The organism is Aestuarium zhoushanense (assembly GCF_056431045.1).
Genome location: NZ_JBWKMA010000022.1, coordinates 466,970 through 482,747, shown reverse-complemented (window position 1 = coordinate 482,747; position 15,778 = coordinate 466,970). Strand labels below are relative to the sequence as shown.

Here is a 15,778-nt window from a genome sequence, read left to right as displayed (position 1 = left end):
GACTATGGGACACAGAATATTCTGCTGGTAGGCAGGAGCAACCCGAAACGCTACAGCGCGCCTATTGCAGGCAGGGTGATGTCGCAGGGTAACGCATGGGCGAGCACGCGTTCGGCGTTCGGGATGTCGTTCCCTTCGGCGCGGCGCACGGCGTTGGTGCGCGAATGGTTGAGCGACAGCCAGCGCTGGATCAAACGCGCCCGCAGTTCAGGCAGAGGCACATCCCAACGGATGGTGAGGTCCCACATCGGGGCAAGTTCGCGCCACGGGTCCTCATCAAACATCAGGTAGTTGCCTTCGACGATGATGACTTGGCACTCTGGGCTGACCAGACCAGCGCCTGCGATGGCGATGTCACGAGGACGGTCGAAGACAGGGTAATAGGCGGGGCGACCCTCGCGGATGGTGCGGATAAGCTGGATAAACCCGTGAGCGTCAAACGTTTCGGGCGCACCCTTGCGGGGCCGCATGTTCATCTCGTCCAAGATACGGTTGTCGAGGTGGAACCCGTCCATCGGAACGATCTGTGCATCGATCTTTTTGATCTTCAGACGACGCAGGAGTTCTTCGGAGAGGGTGGATTTCCCGCTGGCAGGGGCGCCTGTGATGGCGACGATCAGGCGGGGCTTTGAGGCAATATGGCCCTCGATAGCATCGAGGACCACATTTACTATGTTCGTCAGGTCGGTGAAGTTGGCCATTTACGCCAGTTCCAATTCCGTATCCGGTTCTTTTGCGCCAGTCATATAGGCAACGGCGTCCGACATGGTGTGTTTTTTCGGGTCGATCACGCACAAACGTTGACCAAGGCGGTGAACGTGGATGCGATCAGCAAGCTCGAACACGTGAGGCATGTTGTGGCTGATCAGGATGATCGGAATACCACGCGAGCGCACGTCTTGGATCAGTTCGAGAACGCGACGGCTTTCTTTTACGCCAAGCGCAGCTGTCGGTTCGTCGAGGATGATCACCTTGGATCCGAACGCCGCAGCGCGTGCTACAGCAACACCCTGACGCTGACCACCAGAGAGGGTCTCAACCGCTTGGTTGATGTTCTGAATGGTCATCAGGCCAAGATCGTTCAGCTTATCGCGCGCGAAGTCCTGCATACGAGCGTGGTCCATTTTGCGGAACACTTTGCCCAGCAGGCCCGGTTTGCGCCACTCACGGCCCAAGAACATGTTGTCTGCGATCGACAGAGCAGGGGACAGTGCGAGGTTCTGGTAAACGGTTTCGATCCCCGCATTGCGCGCATCGTCTGGCCGTTTGAAGTGGACCTCTTTGCCTTCCAAGAAGATCTGGCCGTGGTCGGGAACAACTGCCCCCGACAAAGCTTTGATCAAGGTGGATTTGCCCGCGCCGTTGTCGCCGATCACAGCAGTGATTTCGCCGGGATACAGGTCGAAGTCCGCGCCGTTCATGGCCACAACCTGACCATAGCGTTTCATCAGCCCGCGTGCGGATAGGATAGGTTGCACGTTCGTCATTTCGTGGCCCTCCGCAGCCATTGGTCAAGAGCGACCGCCACAAGAACAAGGCAGCCCGCTGCAAATTGTTGCCAGTAGTCGTCCACGCCACCCAGCGAAAGGCCAGTGGTAAAGACGCCCACGATAATTGCACCCAGAACCGAGCCGATCACCGAACCGCGACCACCGAACAGAGAGGTGCCGCCGATCACAACCGCGGTGATGGATTGCAGGTTCACGTCGTCAAAGCCGATGGGAGAGATCGACCCAACGCGGCCCGCAGCAGCCCAGCCACCAAAGGCGCAGATGAGGCCAGCAAAGGCGTAGACCGAAACCAAGGTGCGGTTGATGCGGATACCAGAGAGCATCGCAGCATCTGGATCATCGCCGATTGCCATCACGTGACGGCCCCAAGCGGTGTGGTTGAGCATGTAATAAACGAGGCCAGCCAGAACCAAAAGCGCGACAACGCCGTAGGTGATTTGGAACCCGCCAAAGGATATCCGTTCGCCAAAGAATAGGAGTGACGGTGCAGTTTCGCGGATGTCAGAGCCACGGATTGACTGCGATGCCGAATACCAGAGCTTGAGCGCGGTAAAGATCGACAGCGTGCCGAGCGTCACGATGAACGGCGGCAGTTTGATCACGGTCACGAGAATACCGTTGAACCACCCCATCAGACCGCCAAAGAACAGGCCAATCGAAATGGCGAGGAATGGCGGCAGGCCGAAGTCGACGGACAGTTTGCCCATGATGATAGACGAGAGCACGAGGATCGCACCAACCGAGAGGTCGATACCTGCGGTCAGAATAATCAGCGTTTGAGCAACGGCAACGATACCCGTCACAGTCACCTGCTTGAGAACCAACGACAGTGTGCCCGGCGTCATGAAGTTATTGGCGAATGCGCCAAAGAACAAAATGCTGACGATCAGGACAAGTGCCGGAATAGTGGTGGGGTAATCCCGCAGGAATTTGCGTAGGACGTGCGTAAGCGTCTTATCGTCCTGCGCGAAGGAGGCGACGGCCTTATCGGCTTTGTCTAGACCTGCTTCGAATTCGTTAAGTGGTTTTTTGGGTTCTGTTTGGGTGCTCATTTCGTCCGGTGCCCTCCCTTGCGTACGAAACGCGTGACGGTGGATAGATAAAGGGCGGCGCGCTGCCGCCCTTTACCAGTGTAGTCATACTGTGGAACTTAGCCCCAGCAGATTTCAAGGCCTTCAGCGCTGGTCAGGGACGGTACGCCCTCTGCCGGCTTGTCGGTGATCAGGTTTACGCCTGTGTTGAAGAAGGTCAGACCTTCGGACGCGGACGGCTTCGAACCGTCAGCGATGAATGCTGCAACAGCTTCAACGCCTTTGGATGCCATCAGCAGCGGGTACTGCTGCGAGGTTGCGCCGATGACGCCAGATTTCACGCTTTCAACGCCCGGGCAGCCGCCGTCAACGGAAACGACCAGAACGCCTTCTTCTTTGCCTGCGTTAACCAGTGCCTGGTATGCGCCTTCAGCAGCAGGTTCGTTGATGGTGTAAACAACGTTGATGTCGGGGTCACGAGCGAGGAGGTTTTCCATCGCGGTTACGCCGCCTTCAACCGAAGCGTTCGAAGTTTCGTGACCGATAACGCGCGGGTCGGTTTCCGAACCCATGACAGTCAGGTCAGGAACTTCGATGCCGAAGCCAACGAGGAAGCCGGTGTCACGTGCAACGTCAACAGAGATGTTGTCTTTGTTGATGTCGAGCATTGCGATTTTTGCGTTCGCAGCGTCGTCACCGAGGGTTGCAGCAGCCCATTTACCGATCAAGAGGCCAGCTTCGAAGTTGTCGGTTGCAAAGGTCATATCCTGTGCTTCCGGATCAGCGAGCGGGGTGTCGAGTGCGATAACCAGAACGCCAGCAGCGCGTGCGTCGATCAGAGCCGGAGTAACCGAGTCGTTCGATGCAGTGATCAGGATGCCTTTTGCGCCAGCAGCAACGCAGTTTTCGATTGCGGAGATCTGCGGAGCAGCGTCGCCATCGGTTACACCAGCGAACGCCATCAGGTTCATGCCCAGCTCGTTAGCGCGTGCTTCAGCGCCTTCGCGCATTTTCACGAAGAACGGGTTGGTGTTGTTTTTCGTGATGAGGCACAGGGTGCCTGCAGAATGGCTTTCGGCCATAGCCGCGCCAGACATAGCAACAAGAGCAAGTGCCGAACCGGCGAGAAGTTTTTTCATGGTTTCCTCCCAAGAATTCCAGATACGGACCGTGTTTGATCCGCTCTATCCCATCGCACCTCCGCTCTGGGATTGCCTATAGACAACTCGATTCGTCGGCGTTCGTCAATAAATAAATCAATCTTATTTACTTATTGACAGTTCCAAACGTGATCGGCACTTTCAGAAGTCGGGAAGAGGTCTAAGAGGACATTAAAATGCTTATCGGTATCCCTGCGCTATTAGGGCCGGACTTGCTTTATACGTTGCGATCCATGGGTCATGGCGACGAAATCGCGATTGTGGATGGAAACTATCCTGCGCTGGAACATGGTCGCCGTGTCGTACGTGCGGATGGTCTGGAATTGGTCCCTGTGCTCAAGGCGATTCTGGCTGTGATGCCGATTGATCGCTTTGTGCCTGACGCGATTTTCCGCTCGGCTCAGTTCAATGATCCCGCCCAATTCGCTCCGATCCACCATGAGATTGACGCCGTGGTTGCCTCTATGGTCCCCGATGTAGCCGTACGTGCGATGTCTGGCGACGATCTGTATCCGCGCATTCGTCAGGCACATACAATTGTTGCCACGAGCGAGCCCGCGCTTTATGCGAATGTGATCCTACGAAAAGGGGTCATCGAACCCTAATCCACTTTGAAAGAGCACATGAAACTCGACGACCGTAGCCAAGACGAAAGTCAGGACCAATCCACTGGTGATCCGCAGGTGTTCCGCGGGTCCAATCAGTCTGGGCTGCGCGACTATAACGAGCGTCTCGTTCTTTCTATGATCCAGCGCAGCGGCGCCATGCCTGGGGTAGAGATTGCCCGCCGTGCAGGGCTGTCGCCGCAAACGGTGTCGGTGATCCTGCGCAGCCTTGAATCTGATGGCCTCCTCGAACGGGGTGCGCCGCAGCGTGGCCGCGTGGGTAAGCCGTCCATTCCGATGGGGCTGAACCCCGACGGTCTCTATTCGATCGGTATGAAAATCGGACGCCGCAGTGCTGACCTCGTTTTGACCGACTTTCTCGGCAATACACGGCAGTTGCTTCAGACGACCTATCGTTACCCCATGCCCGAAGCGATTGTTGGTTTCCTGAAATCAGGGCTGGCCTCGTTCCGCGAGGCGCTGGGCGATCAGGCGGCAGATCGCATTTCGGGTATCGGCATCGCGATGCCATTCGAGATTTGGAATTGGTCCGAAACCATTGGTGCGCCGCCAAACGACATTGCCGCGTGGCGTGATCTGGATTTCTCGGCTGAGATCGCTCAGTTCACCAACCTGCCTGTGTTCATCGAAAACGACGCGACTGCAGCCTGTCGGGCCGAGCATGTTTACGGCCTCGGTCGGACTTATCGTGACTTTGCTTACTTCTTTGTTGGGTCGTTTATCGGCGGCGGTGTGGTTCTGAACCATGCGGTGTTTGAGGGCGCACGCGGCAATGCGGGGGCCTTCGGGTCGCTACCGATCCGTCTGTCCACGGGCGAAGATAAGCAGTTGATCGATGTGGCCTCGCTCTACCGTCTTGAGGCGGATTTGGCGCGTAAGGGGATTGAACCCGCACGGATCTGGGCCTCGCCTCAGGACTGGCACGATTTCCCCGAAGTTCTCGAGAACTGGATCGACTACACCGCGCGGCACCTTGCGCGGGCGGCACTGACCGTTTGCGCGGTGATCGACTTTGAGGCCGTGGTGATCGACGGGGCGTTCCCCGCCGAAGTGCGGACACGGCTGATCAACCGCGTGCGCGAAAATATCGTCGACCTCGACCAGCGCGGCCTGTTCCCGCCTGTGATTGCCGAAGGCACCGTGGGCCGCAACGCCCGCGCAATGGGGGCGGCCTGTTCGCCTGTCTTCAACCAGTTTCTGCTGAACACCTTGGGCGGGTTGTCGCAGAGCAGCTAATCGGTTGCAAAGCCCCAACCCGCGGCTCATTTTAGCCCTATGGCTGACCTGTCCCTCTCGCGCATAGTTCTGATCTGGCGATCCTTCCGCGATGTGCTGGGGAAAAACGACCTCGACCTGATTTCTGCGGGCGTGGCGTTTTATGGGATGTTCTCGATTTTTCCTGCCTTTGCGGCGTCGATCGCGATGTTTGGCATCGTGGCAGACCCTGTCGTGATCGCCGAACAGCTCGACCTGCTGCGGGACGTGATCCCTGCGGATGTGTTCACCTTGTTTGAGGCGCAGATTGATCGGTTGCTTGGGGCAGGGGCTACGACGCTGGGGTGGGCGTCGTTTGTGTCACTTGCCATCGCGCTCTGGTCGGCGCGGGCGGGTGTTGGCGCGATGCTGCGGGGATTGAACGCGATCTATTCTGGGCAAACGCGGTCAGGGGTTCGGCACGCTGTGACCGCATTTGTGATGACGGTGGCGATGATTGGTGTGGCGTTGATCGCCCTGATCGTCGTTGTTGCGGCCCCAATCGCGATTGCTTTTGTCCCGCTCGCCAATGAATGGAGCGGCCTGATCGAATTGATCCGCTGGGCTGTGGCGCTCTTTGTCCTCTTAGCGACTTTGGGGATTTTGTATCGCTACGGACCTCATGCCTCTCCGCGATCCCGCTGGGTGACCGTGGGGGCCTTTGTCGCGGTTTGCCTGTGGTATTTGGTGTCGATCGCCTTTTCGGCCTACATCGCAAATTTCGGGAATTATAATCAGGTTTACGGGTCGCTCGGCGCGGTGGTGGCGCTCCTGATGTGGTTTTATTTATCGGCCTATTTGGTCTTGCTGGGCGGCGCGTTAAACGTCGCCATCGCCCGAACCTACCCCTAAGACTAGGGGCGTATGGTAGAAATTGGGGAATAGTGAAATTTTTTCACTAGTAATTGATGATCCATTCGGATAGTTTCATATCAAAAGAATAACCGGACTCCATCTAACGTGAGCCGGAAATCCGAGGCGGAGTAGTATTTTATGTCGGCGATTGAGTTCGTAGTCCGCGATTCCGCGGGCCAAATTGAGCACGGAAATGTTGCAGGTGATGGCGCAGCCGCTTCGATCATCGTTTCCGTAGATGAAGATATTTCCCTTAACCTTTCGAGGGCGCAGGTTCAGTCGTATTCTCGGCAGGGGCAGGCGCTTCAGGTTGTTTTGATCGATGGTCGCGTGATCATGATCGAAGGGTTCTTTACCCCCGAGGGTATCCCCGAAAACGACCTCTACCTGTCATCTGGCGGTGTTCTGGCACAGGTCGAACTGGCCGAAGTGAGCGATGGTTTCTACTACGCGAACTACTCCGAGGCGGAAGCCTTTGGAAAATGGAGCCCTGACGACGATCTCTATTTTCTCCGTGGCTCCGAGGTTCAGCTCGCTGGATATAACGAAGTCTATCCTGTTGAGGACGATCAGGTCGGCATGCTCGCTGCCCCGCTGTTGGCTGGGATCGGCGGTATTGGTGCAGGCGCGGGTGTTGGCGCTGCGGCTATCGGTGGCGCGGCGATTGTCACGGGTCTGACGGGCGGTGGTTCGGGCGGTGGCTCGGGTGTCTATGTGACTGCGCAAACGGGCGCTGCAGCCGAAGATACCGTCGTGAACAGCAACGATTATGACAACGGCATCGAACTGGGCGGCACAGGCACCCCAGGTGGCGAAGTGACCGTGACCGTTGGTGGCGTGACCGAAACCACCACCGTTGGCGAAGACGGCACTTGGGAAGTTGTGTTCCAACCTGGTGATCTGCCAGGCGGCGAATATACCGAAACTGCGACCGTCACGATCACCAGCGGCGGAGAAACATCGACCACCACAGCTGAGATCGTTGTCGATACCGTCGCGACTGTGACCTTGAACGAGGGTGCTAACGGCGGCGATCTGTTGATCAACGCACAGGAACTTGCGGGCGGCGTGACGCTTTCGGGCACTGTTGAAACGGGTTCGACCGTCATGGTGACCGTGGGCGGTATGGCATACGAGGCGACCGTCACGGGCGGTTCGTGGTCCCTGACCTTGCCTGATGGTGCGGTTGAGGCGGGCGAATATAACCTCGACGTGACCGTTTCGGTGACCGATGCCTATGGCAACACCTCTGACATCAGCGGTTCTGTCGCGATCGACACTGAGACGTCTGTCTCTATGTCGACCTCGCTCATCGGCGGCGATGGCACGGTGAACGCATCCGAACATGCGGCGGGTGTGTCCGTCACTGGCATGGCACAGGCCAACGCAAGCGTGGCCGTGACCATCGGCACTGTAACCCACACGGTCGTGGCGGGCGAAGATGGTTCGTGGTCGGCGACTTTCACCTCGACCGATCTGCCCGAGGGCACCTATGACGCAACAGTTACCGCTGTTGCGACTGATCTTGCGGGCAACACCGCAACCACCACAGGTTCGTTCCATGTCGATACAGAGATGGGACTCGCGATCAATTCTGGCGCAGTTGAGGGCGACGGGATTGTAAACGGAGCAGAAGCCTCTGACGGCATCACGCTCACTGGTACGGCAGAGGCTGGGTCCTCTGTCGCCGTAACGCTCAATGGCTTTACCCGCACCGTGACTGCGGGCAACGACGGATCATGGTCCGCATCGTGGATCGCCAGCGAGCTTCCAACTATCGAGACGACCCTCACGGTGAAAGCCGTTGCAACGGATGGGTCGGGCAACGTGGAAACCACGACGGGTTCCGTGACGTTCGACCCCTTCGTCAACACATTGACCCATACGAACGGTCAAGTGGGCGGCGACGGTGTGGTCAACCTCTCTGAACAAGGCCAAGCGATCACCGCGAGCGGTATGGTCGAAGCGGGCTCTACCGTTTCGGTGAGCCTCGGTGGTGTGACGCTGCCTGCGACCGTTGCGGCAAACGGCAGCTGGACTGTCACCTATCCTGCGGGAACGCTGGCTGTAGGTGAATACAACACCGCACTGGTGATCACCGCGACTGACGCGGCGGGCAACACCAGCCAAATCTCGGAAAGCGTTCGCGTTGATACCGTGGCTGGCGATCTGACGCTGTCCTCGGCGCCGATTGAAATCGACGACGTTGTGAATGCGGTCGAAGTGGCTGACGGCGTTGTCATCACAGGTACCGCGACACCTGGACTGCCGGTCACTGTCACATTTGGCAGCGCAACGCACACGGTTGTCGCCAATTCGGCAGGCGCATGGTCGTCCAAGTTCCTCGCCTCGGAAATCCCGGCAGGCACCTATGACGCCGATATCACGGCGTCGATCACTGATGCGGCTGGCAACTCCAAAACCGTATCGGACTCTGTCCACATCGACACTCAGGTCGTGAACCACGCCTTCGCTGCGATCCAGTTCGAAGGCGACGACATGATCAGCGGCGACGAAGCCTCGGACGGGTTCAACGTCAACGGCACGGTAGAGCCTCTATCCAAGGTCGTCGTGACCTTTGGATCGGGCAGCAGCGCTGTGACGAAAACCGTCTATGCGGGGTCTGACGGTCAGTGGAACGTCGAGTTCACTGCTGGCGAAATTCCGAGCGGCGAATACACCGCGCCAATCGTGGCCCGTGCGACCGACCCTGCGGGCAACGTCAGCACCATCTCGGACACCGTGCGCGTTGATACCATCGTGAATACGCTGACCGCCGATGCGACTGAAACTGACAACGTCGCAAACGCTTACGAACTTCAGGATGGGATCACCCTGACGGGCACGGTTGAGGTGGGTTCGACGGTTCTGGTCACCTTTGACGGCATGACCCGTGTGGCCACCGTAGGCCGTGATGGATCGTGGGAAGTGACCTTTGACGCCGACGAAATCCGTTCGGGCGACTATGCGGCGGATGTCACGATCAAAGCGACTGACGCGGTTGGTAACGTCCGCGAAACAACGCAAATCGTTGAGATCGACACCATCGGCCCAGATGCCGCAACCGTTGACCACAAGATCGTCAGCGGCCAAGGCATCGAGGCGATCATCGTGTCGGACGATGCGGCGAACATCGAACTTTACGATGTGACCGACGGTCAACATGCGGCTCCGCTGACCTTCACGCCGTCGCAGACGATGTCTGGCTGGCTCGATTTCGATACGCCGATTGCGGATGAGACGAACCTCGTTGTGTCTGCAACGGACGATGCGGGCAACGAAACATCGACCTTGGTTGTTCTCGATGAGGCATCCAGCGGTGTGGTCGATATCGCGAACCCGCTGCTCGATAACTTCGACTTTGGCGCGATTGACCTCAGCTTTGCAGAAGATGGCGATCTGACCCTGACCGCATCTGACATTGAAGACCTGACCAAAGGCTCGAACGAGCTGACCATTCATGGCGGTTCCGACGACACGGTCACGATCAATGGCGCAGTTGCAGGCGGTGTTGAGACGGTCGATGGCACGGACTTCCACGTCTACACGCTGGGCGGCAACCACACGCTCTACATCGAGGATGGCGTCAACGTCATCATCTAATCCCGATACGGGCTGCCCCACGGGTGGCCCGATCCATGAGGTTAAGACAGAAGAATTGAGGTAGTTGTGGGTAACATGCGGTCGATAGGCAAAGCTTTGGGTGCGCTCGCGCTCGGCTCTGCCCTGTCGGGATGCATGGGGTCGGGTGAGGGCGGCATTGGCGTTACACGCAATGCGTTTAATTTTCTCTCGCCAGCCGAAGATACCCAACCGCAATCCGTGCTGAGCCCGCAAATGGAAAACGGCACGGAATCCGAGATTATCGCAGGCCTCCTGAACCGCCGTTCCATTTTGCCCGAAGGCCCTTACGCCGAAGTGGCGAGTGCTGTCCTCGACGCGAACTCCCGCGCGGCTGAGGCCGATCTGCGGGCCGCACGTCTGCGGGCAGAGGCCGCATCGTCGAATTGGCTCCCGTCACTCGGCCCGAATGTGAGCCTGACCTCGCTGGGGTCCGTGGTGGCGAGCCTCGTCGTGGAACAGACCCTTTTTGACAACGGGCGCCGTAAGGCGGAACGCGATTACGCTGCCGCCGATGTTGAGGTGGCCGCCGTTGCCTTGGCCCAAGATACCAACCATCGCGTTCTGGATGCGCTCGAACTCTACATCACTGCTGAGGCGATGCAGGCCCGCGCTGGCGTGAACGCTGCCGCCTTGGAGCGGATGAACCACTTCGCCTATGTGATGAGCGAACGTGTACGGGGTGGCGTGTCGAATCGCGCGGACCTGCAGATCGTGGAGCAAAAGCTCGCGCAGATGCGGTCGGACCTCTTGTCTGACCAAGAGGCGTCCTTGGCCGCGATGGCAGAGTTGAACGCGATGGCGGCCCGTCCGCTGGACACTGTGCATGGCCTGACCGCGATCCAGTCCTCGGCTGCCAATGCGCTGCCCTTGAGCGTGCTCAAGGCAGAGGCAGAAGCGCAGCGCGGCATCGCCGCAGCACGCGCTGAACGCGCTGGGTTCCTGCCGGGTGTGACGGCAACGGGCACCGTGAATAACAACGGATCAGATTTCGGCATTGGGGTGGGCATTCCCAATGGCCTTGGTTTCGGCAATGGCGCAGCAATGCGTGCTGTCGAAGCCCAAGAAGCCGCCGCGCGTGCGCGTGTCGGTCAAACCCGCGAGGATACCAACCGCGATTTGCGCGCATTGGAAGCCGAGCTGGGCAGCCTGCAACGTCAAATGGCGCAGGCACAAACTCTCGCGGCCCAAGCGGCTGCGAACTATGACATTTTCGCCGCCCAACTTCGCGAAGGGCAGCGAACCGTGAATGACGTGGTGGGCGTCTTCGAGACCAAGGTGCGCACAGAACGTGCTGCCGTGGTCATTCAATATGACATTGCCAAAGTGGAACTTCGAATTGCAGCGATCCACGGCACTCTTGTTGACGGAGAACGGATATGACCGGCCCAGTATTGGCCTTTGATATCAATGCCACCCGTGGCGGTAAGGTGACCCGCCTGACCACGGCTGACAAAACGCAGGCAGGGCAAACCGCTGCTGCGCCTGAACCCCATTACGAAGACCGCTTTACCCCCAAAGCTCGCGCTCGCGCCGATCTGGCCGCGACCTACGCGGGACTTTTGGGCGTCGATGTGATCCGCGCGGACCTGCTGGAAAAAATCGTATCCGCTGATGGCGATGCGATCACTTCGGCTGGGATCGCAGGTGCGCTGTCGGATTCTGGTCTGGTGGCAAAGGTCAAAAAGATCGCAACGCCCGTGAACACGCTCTGGCCCGCGCTGGCCGAGATGACCTCGGGCCAGATGGTTCTGGTGCTCGAACAGCAGGGCAACACGTTCTTTATTTATGACACCACCTGCGACGGGAACCGCGCAGAGGTGCCGCTGTCTGATTTCATGCCTGTGTTCACGGGCACGATTGTGCGTGCCGATGTTGCGGTCAGTGAACTGACCCGTCGCCATGCGGAAAAGGACAAAAAGGCCCACTGGTTCTGGGGCGAATTGAAACGCTTCCGCCGTCACGTGGCCGAAGTGGCTGTTGGGTCGTTCGTTGCGAACCTTTTGGCCGTGGCGATCGCACTGTTTTCCTTGCAAGTCTATGACCGCGTGATCCCGCACCAATCCACCGCCACCCTCTGGGTGCTGGCGATTGGCGCTGGCCTCGCGATGATCTTGGAAGCCTTCTTGCGTATCGCGCGCGCCCGTCTGATGGACGGGGCAGGGCGTCAGATTGAGATGAAAGTGCAACAGCTCCTCGTTGATAAGGTGCTGGGCATGAAAGCGGGTGCCGCGAATTCCCCGTCGCAGACGTTTTCTGCCGTGCGTGAGTTTGGGTCGATCCGCGAATTCTTTACCGCCTCGACCATCGGCACGCTGACTGATTTGCCGTTCATCGTGCTGTTCCTCGCGCTTGTGGCGTCGATTGGCGGTAACGTGGTTTGGGTGCTCTTTGCTGGTGGTGTCCTCATGGTCGCGCCGAGCTTTGTCTTGCAGCGCAAAATGATCGCGCTGACCCGCCAGACCCAAGGGGCGAGCACAAAGGCAAATCGCCTTCTGCACGAAATCGTCTATGAATCCGACACGATCAAAGCCACCCGTGGCGAGGATCGGTTCCGCCGTCAGTGGACTGAATTGTCGGCGCTGAACTCTCTGGCGACATCAGAACAGCGCAAACTGGCCTCGACCCTCACCTTCTGGAGCCAAGGCGTCCAGCAGGCGACCTATGTTGCGGCAGTTGTGACGGGCACCTTCATGGTGTTCTCGGGCGAATATACCGTCGGCACGATTATCGCCGTGGGTATCCTGACCTCCCGTACGCTTGGCCCGTTGACGCAATTGGCGGCGACGATGGCACGCTGGTCGAATGTGAAGGCCGCACTGGATGCCTTGGACAAGGTCGCAGATGCGCCGCAAGACATGGATGAAACCCGCAGCTACCTGCGCCGCGATACGGTCGATGGTGCGTTCGAACTGCGCGATCTGATGTTCAAATACGACGAAGACAGCGACCGCGTGGTTGATATTTCGTCGCTTAAAATCGAAGCAGGACAACGGGTTGCGATCCTCGGTGCGAACGGGTCGGGGAAATCCACGCTGCTCAAAATCCTGTCGGGTCTCTATCCACCAACGGGTGGTCGCGTGATGCTCGACGGGGTTGATATGGGCCAGATCATGCCGCGCGACCTGCGTCGGAATGTTGGCTACCTCGGCCAAGAGGTGCGTCTGTTCGCAGGCACCCTGCGCGACAACCTCAACATGACGATGCTCGAACGCGATGATGAACGTCTGTTGAAATCGCTCGATTTCGCGGGGCTTGGTCCGTTTGTACGTGCGCATCCCAAAGGCCTCGACATGCCGATTTCGGACGCGGGGCAGGGCTTGTCCGTCGGTCAACGTCAGTCGATTGGCTGGGCGCGGTTGTGGCTTCAGGATCCCAAGGTCTGTTTGCTGGATGAACCGACCGCAGCGCTCGACCAGACGCTTGAGGCGACACTTGTGTCTCGTCTCGATCACTGGCTGGGTCAGCGCACTGCGATCATCGCGACGCACCGCGTGCCCATCCTGCAACTGACGGGGCGCACCGTTATTCTGCAAAATGGCCGTTTGGCCGTCGATGGCCCTCGTGACGAAGTTATGGCCCATCTGCGCAACAAAAAGGTAGCAGGCTAATGGCAACGGTAGACGCAGAATTCGAAAAAGGTCTCGGTTCCTCTAGCCGTATCATTTGGCTTGTTGTGGCGACCGTTCTGGTGTTCCTGATCTGGGCAAAGTTTGCGTGGGTTGATGAAATCGTTCGGGCCGATGGTCAGATCATTTCTGCTGCCCGCCCGCAGATCGTTCAGAACCTCGAAGGCGGTATCCTCGCTGAGCTTTTGGTCAGCGAAGGCTCCGTTGTTGAACCGGGTCAAGTGCTCGCACGGCTGCGCGGGACGCAGTTTCAGGCGGCTGTGGATGACCTTGCCGATCAACTCGTGGCCGCAAGTATCCGCCGTACCCGCCTAGAGGCAGAGATGGCAGGCCAAACCGATTTCGAGGTGGCACCGATTTTCGCACAGCACAGCCCGACGACCGTTGCGTCTGAACGCGCGCTTCTTCAGGCGCGTCAGGCGGACTATCAGAGCCGCATCAGCGGGGCGCAGGCGGTCTTGCGTGAGACAGAGCGCGAATTGGCCTCGATGGAGGATATGTATCGCCGCGAGATCGTCGCGCTGTTCGAAGTGACGAACGCGCGTAAGGCCCACTCGGATGCCCAAAACCGTTACAACGACATCGTGACGGGCGCAGAGTTGGAACGGGCGAATGAATATTCAGAAGTGTTGCAAATCATCGGCACCCTGACCCAAGAGTTGCGCATGGCTCAGGACCAATTGAACCGCACGGTCATCGTCGCACCGATGCGTGGTGTGGTGAATAACCTTGCCGTCACGACCATTGGCGGCGTTGTCCGTCCGGGGGAAGAGATTTTCCAGATCATTCCATTGGACGACGAGTTGTTCGTTGAGGCCCATGTCAAACCCGAGGACATTGCGAACGTCCGCACAGGGCAAGACGCGAATATCAAACTCTCGGCCTATGATTACACGATCTACGGCACCCTGAACGCGACGGTCGATTTTATTTCGGCGGACACGTTCAAGGACGACCGTCGCCCCGATATTCCGCCGCACTATAAGGTGACCTTGCGTGTCGATCTCTCTAATCTGACCGATCGCCAGCGCGAGATTGAGATTCGTCCGGGCATGCAAGCGACGGTCGAATTGCACACTGGTGGGAAAACCGTACTGCAATATCTCACGAAACCGCTTTATCGCGGGTCAGAGGCGCTGCGCGAACGCTAGGTCCGCAAACCCATCACGACATTTTTTGACAACAGCAGGGGCCCTTTGGCCCCTGTATTTGTGTTTCATTGACCTTTTCCCACCATAGGAAGCAGGACCAAAGTGAGCAAAGCGGGCAGCTGGGCTTGAAGCCCCCCTAACTGACCACTAAGACTCTGTTTGGAAAACCCGTGTTATCGACGTGCGCGTCCCCAATTCGAGGCAGTGATGATGAGAGACCCGATCGAGACCTATGCCAACCTTGTGCCCATGGTTGTCGAACAAACCGCGCGTGGCGAACGTGCTTACGATATTTTCTCGCGCCTCCTGAAGGAACGCATCATTTTCGTGAACGGTCCGGTGCATGACGGCATGGCGCAGCTGATCGTTGCGCAGCTTCTGTTCCTTGAATCGGAAAACCCGAAAAAAGAAATCAGCATGTATATCAACAGCCCCGGTGGTGTTGTGACCGCTGGCCTGTCGATCTACGACACCATGCAGTACATCCGTCCGAAGGTTTCGACCCTCGTTGTGGGTCAGGCTGCGTCGATGGGGTCGGTCCTGTCGATGGCGGGCGAAAAAGGTATGCGCTTTGCCCTGCCAAACGCACGTATCATGGTGCACCAGCCTTCTGGTGGCTATCAGGGTCAGGCGACGGACATTATGATCCACGCCCAAGAAACCCAGAAAATCCGCAACCAGCTGTATCAACTCTACGTCCACCACACTGGACAGCCGCTTGAGGTTGTTGAGAAGGCGCTGGAGCGCGACAACTTTATGTCGCCGCAAGAAGCAAAAGACTGGGGTCACATCGACGAGATCCTGCAGAACCGCGGCGAAGCGGCGGAATAATCCGCCCTTTGTTATTACTTTTTGGCGTTGTGGACCGGTCCGGCCTGCCATAGTCTCGGACTTCAAAGGCACCGGACCGTTTACAACGACGACAGACGCCCAGGGGAAC

Annotated in this window: 12 protein-coding genes; 8 read left to right on the top strand and 4 right to left on the bottom strand. The window is 58.2% G+C overall.

What is annotated here, in order from left to right; all coding sequences use genetic code 11:
• Positions 1 to 50: 50 nt before the first annotated feature.
• The 4 genes from AC07ED_RS09815 to AC07ED_RS09800 all read right to left on the bottom strand — a co-directional run bounded on the left by AC07ED_RS09815 (position 51) and on the right by AC07ED_RS09800 (position 3,681).
• On the bottom strand, positions 51 to 701 hold the full coding sequence (locus AC07ED_RS09815) for a nucleoside/nucleotide kinase family protein (protein WP_105235625.1): 651 nt from the start codon (positions 699 to 701) through the stop codon (positions 51 to 53).
• Positions 702 to 1,487, bottom strand: a complete 786-nt coding sequence (locus AC07ED_RS09810) for an ATP-binding cassette domain-containing protein (protein ID WP_105236382.1) — start codon at positions 1,485 to 1,487, stop codon at positions 702 to 704. It abuts the gene before it with no gap.
• Positions 1,484 to 2,563, bottom strand: coding sequence for an ABC transporter permease (locus tag AC07ED_RS09805; protein ID WP_105235624.1), 1,080 nt, complete (start codon positions 2,561 to 2,563; stop codon positions 1,484 to 1,486). Before AC07ED_RS09805 ends, AC07ED_RS09810 begins: the two co-directional genes overlap by 4 nt.
• A 98-nt stretch (positions 2,564 to 2,661) precedes the next feature.
• Complete coding sequence (locus tag AC07ED_RS09800) at positions 2,662 to 3,681, bottom strand: substrate-binding domain-containing protein (protein ID WP_105235623.1); 1,020 nt, start codon at positions 3,679 to 3,681, stop codon at positions 2,662 to 2,664.
• 197 nt (positions 3,682 to 3,878) lie between these two features.
• On the opposite strand from AC07ED_RS09800, the gene AC07ED_RS09795 reads away from it, so the two are divergent.
• The 8 genes from AC07ED_RS09795 to AC07ED_RS09760 all read left to right on the top strand — a co-directional run bounded on the left by AC07ED_RS09795 (position 3,879) and on the right by AC07ED_RS09760 (position 15,669).
• The gene (locus AC07ED_RS09795; protein WP_105235622.1) at positions 3,879 to 4,307 is read left to right on the top strand and encodes an RbsD/FucU family protein; all 429 of its coding nucleotides are present in this window, start codon (positions 3,879 to 3,881) and stop codon (positions 4,305 to 4,307) included.
• A gap of 18 nt (positions 4,308 to 4,325) precedes the next feature.
• Positions 4,326 to 5,564, top strand: a complete 1,239-nt coding sequence (locus AC07ED_RS09790; RefSeq protein ID WP_105235621.1) for an ROK family transcriptional regulator — start codon at positions 4,326 to 4,328, stop codon at positions 5,562 to 5,564.
• Positions 5,565 to 5,603: 39 nt separating this feature from the next.
• Positions 5,604 to 6,434 (top strand): YihY/virulence factor BrkB family protein, encoded by an 831-nt coding sequence (locus tag AC07ED_RS09785; RefSeq protein ID WP_105235620.1) that lies wholly within the window; start codon positions 5,604 to 5,606, stop codon positions 6,432 to 6,434.
• Positions 6,435 to 6,575: 141 nt separating this feature from the next.
• Positions 6,576 to 10,040: an Ig-like domain-containing protein gene (locus AC07ED_RS09780; RefSeq protein WP_105235619.1), complete on the top strand. Its 3,465-nt coding sequence runs from the start codon at positions 6,576 to 6,578 to the stop codon at positions 10,038 to 10,040.
• A gap of 75 nt (positions 10,041 to 10,115) precedes the next feature.
• Positions 10,116 to 11,441, top strand: coding sequence for a TolC family protein (locus AC07ED_RS09775; RefSeq protein WP_105235618.1), 1,326 nt, complete (start codon positions 10,116 to 10,118; stop codon positions 11,439 to 11,441).
• Positions 11,438 to 13,669: an ATP-binding cassette domain-containing protein gene (locus AC07ED_RS09770; RefSeq protein WP_105235617.1), complete on the top strand. Its 2,232-nt coding sequence runs from the start codon at positions 11,438 to 11,440 to the stop codon at positions 13,667 to 13,669. Before AC07ED_RS09775 ends, AC07ED_RS09770 begins: the two co-directional genes overlap by 4 nt.
• Positions 13,669 to 14,838: a beta-barrel domain-containing protein gene (locus tag AC07ED_RS09765; protein ID WP_105235616.1), complete on the top strand. Its 1,170-nt coding sequence runs from the start codon at positions 13,669 to 13,671 to the stop codon at positions 14,836 to 14,838. Before AC07ED_RS09770 ends, AC07ED_RS09765 begins: the two co-directional genes overlap by 1 nt.
• A 210-nt stretch (positions 14,839 to 15,048) precedes the next feature.
• Entirely contained in the window at positions 15,049 to 15,669 is a 621-nt protein-coding gene (locus AC07ED_RS09760) for an ATP-dependent Clp protease proteolytic subunit (protein ID WP_067548249.1), read from the top strand.
• The last annotated feature ends 109 nt before the right edge of the window (positions 15,670 to 15,778 follow it).

What these genes read in the sequence shown, in the direction of transcription:
- AC07ED_RS09815 (WP_105235625.1), bottom strand. Translation starts at nt 701, where the DNA reads ATGGCCAACTTCACCGACCTGACGAACATAGTAAATGTGGTCCTCGAT.
- AC07ED_RS09810 (WP_105236382.1), bottom strand. Translation starts at nt 1,487, where the DNA reads ATGACGAACGTGCAACCTATCCTATCCGCACGCGGGCTGATGAAACGC.
- AC07ED_RS09805 (WP_105235624.1), bottom strand. Translation starts at nt 2,563, where the DNA reads ATGAGCACCCAAACAGAACCCAAAAAACCACTTAACGAATTCGAAGCA.
- AC07ED_RS09800 (WP_105235623.1), bottom strand. Translation starts at nt 3,681, where the DNA reads ATGAAAAAACTTCTCGCCGGTTCGGCACTTGCTCTTGTTGCTATGTCT.
- AC07ED_RS09795 (WP_105235622.1), top strand. Translation starts at nt 3,879, where the DNA reads ATGCTTATCGGTATCCCTGCGCTATTAGGGCCGGACTTGCTTTATACG.
- AC07ED_RS09790 (WP_105235621.1), top strand. Translation starts at nt 4,326, where the DNA reads ATGAAACTCGACGACCGTAGCCAAGACGAAAGTCAGGACCAATCCACT.
- AC07ED_RS09785 (WP_105235620.1), top strand. Translation starts at nt 5,604, where the DNA reads ATGGCTGACCTGTCCCTCTCGCGCATAGTTCTGATCTGGCGATCCTTC.
- AC07ED_RS09780 (WP_105235619.1), top strand. Translation starts at nt 6,576, where the DNA reads ATGTCGGCGATTGAGTTCGTAGTCCGCGATTCCGCGGGCCAAATTGAG.
- AC07ED_RS09775 (WP_105235618.1), top strand. Translation starts at nt 10,116, where the DNA reads ATGCGGTCGATAGGCAAAGCTTTGGGTGCGCTCGCGCTCGGCTCTGCC.
- AC07ED_RS09770 (WP_105235617.1), top strand. Translation starts at nt 11,438, where the DNA reads ATGACCGGCCCAGTATTGGCCTTTGATATCAATGCCACCCGTGGCGGT.
- AC07ED_RS09765 (WP_105235616.1), top strand. Translation starts at nt 13,669, where the DNA reads ATGGCAACGGTAGACGCAGAATTCGAAAAAGGTCTCGGTTCCTCTAGC.
- AC07ED_RS09760 (WP_067548249.1), top strand. Translation starts at nt 15,049, where the DNA reads ATGAGAGACCCGATCGAGACCTATGCCAACCTTGTGCCCATGGTTGTC.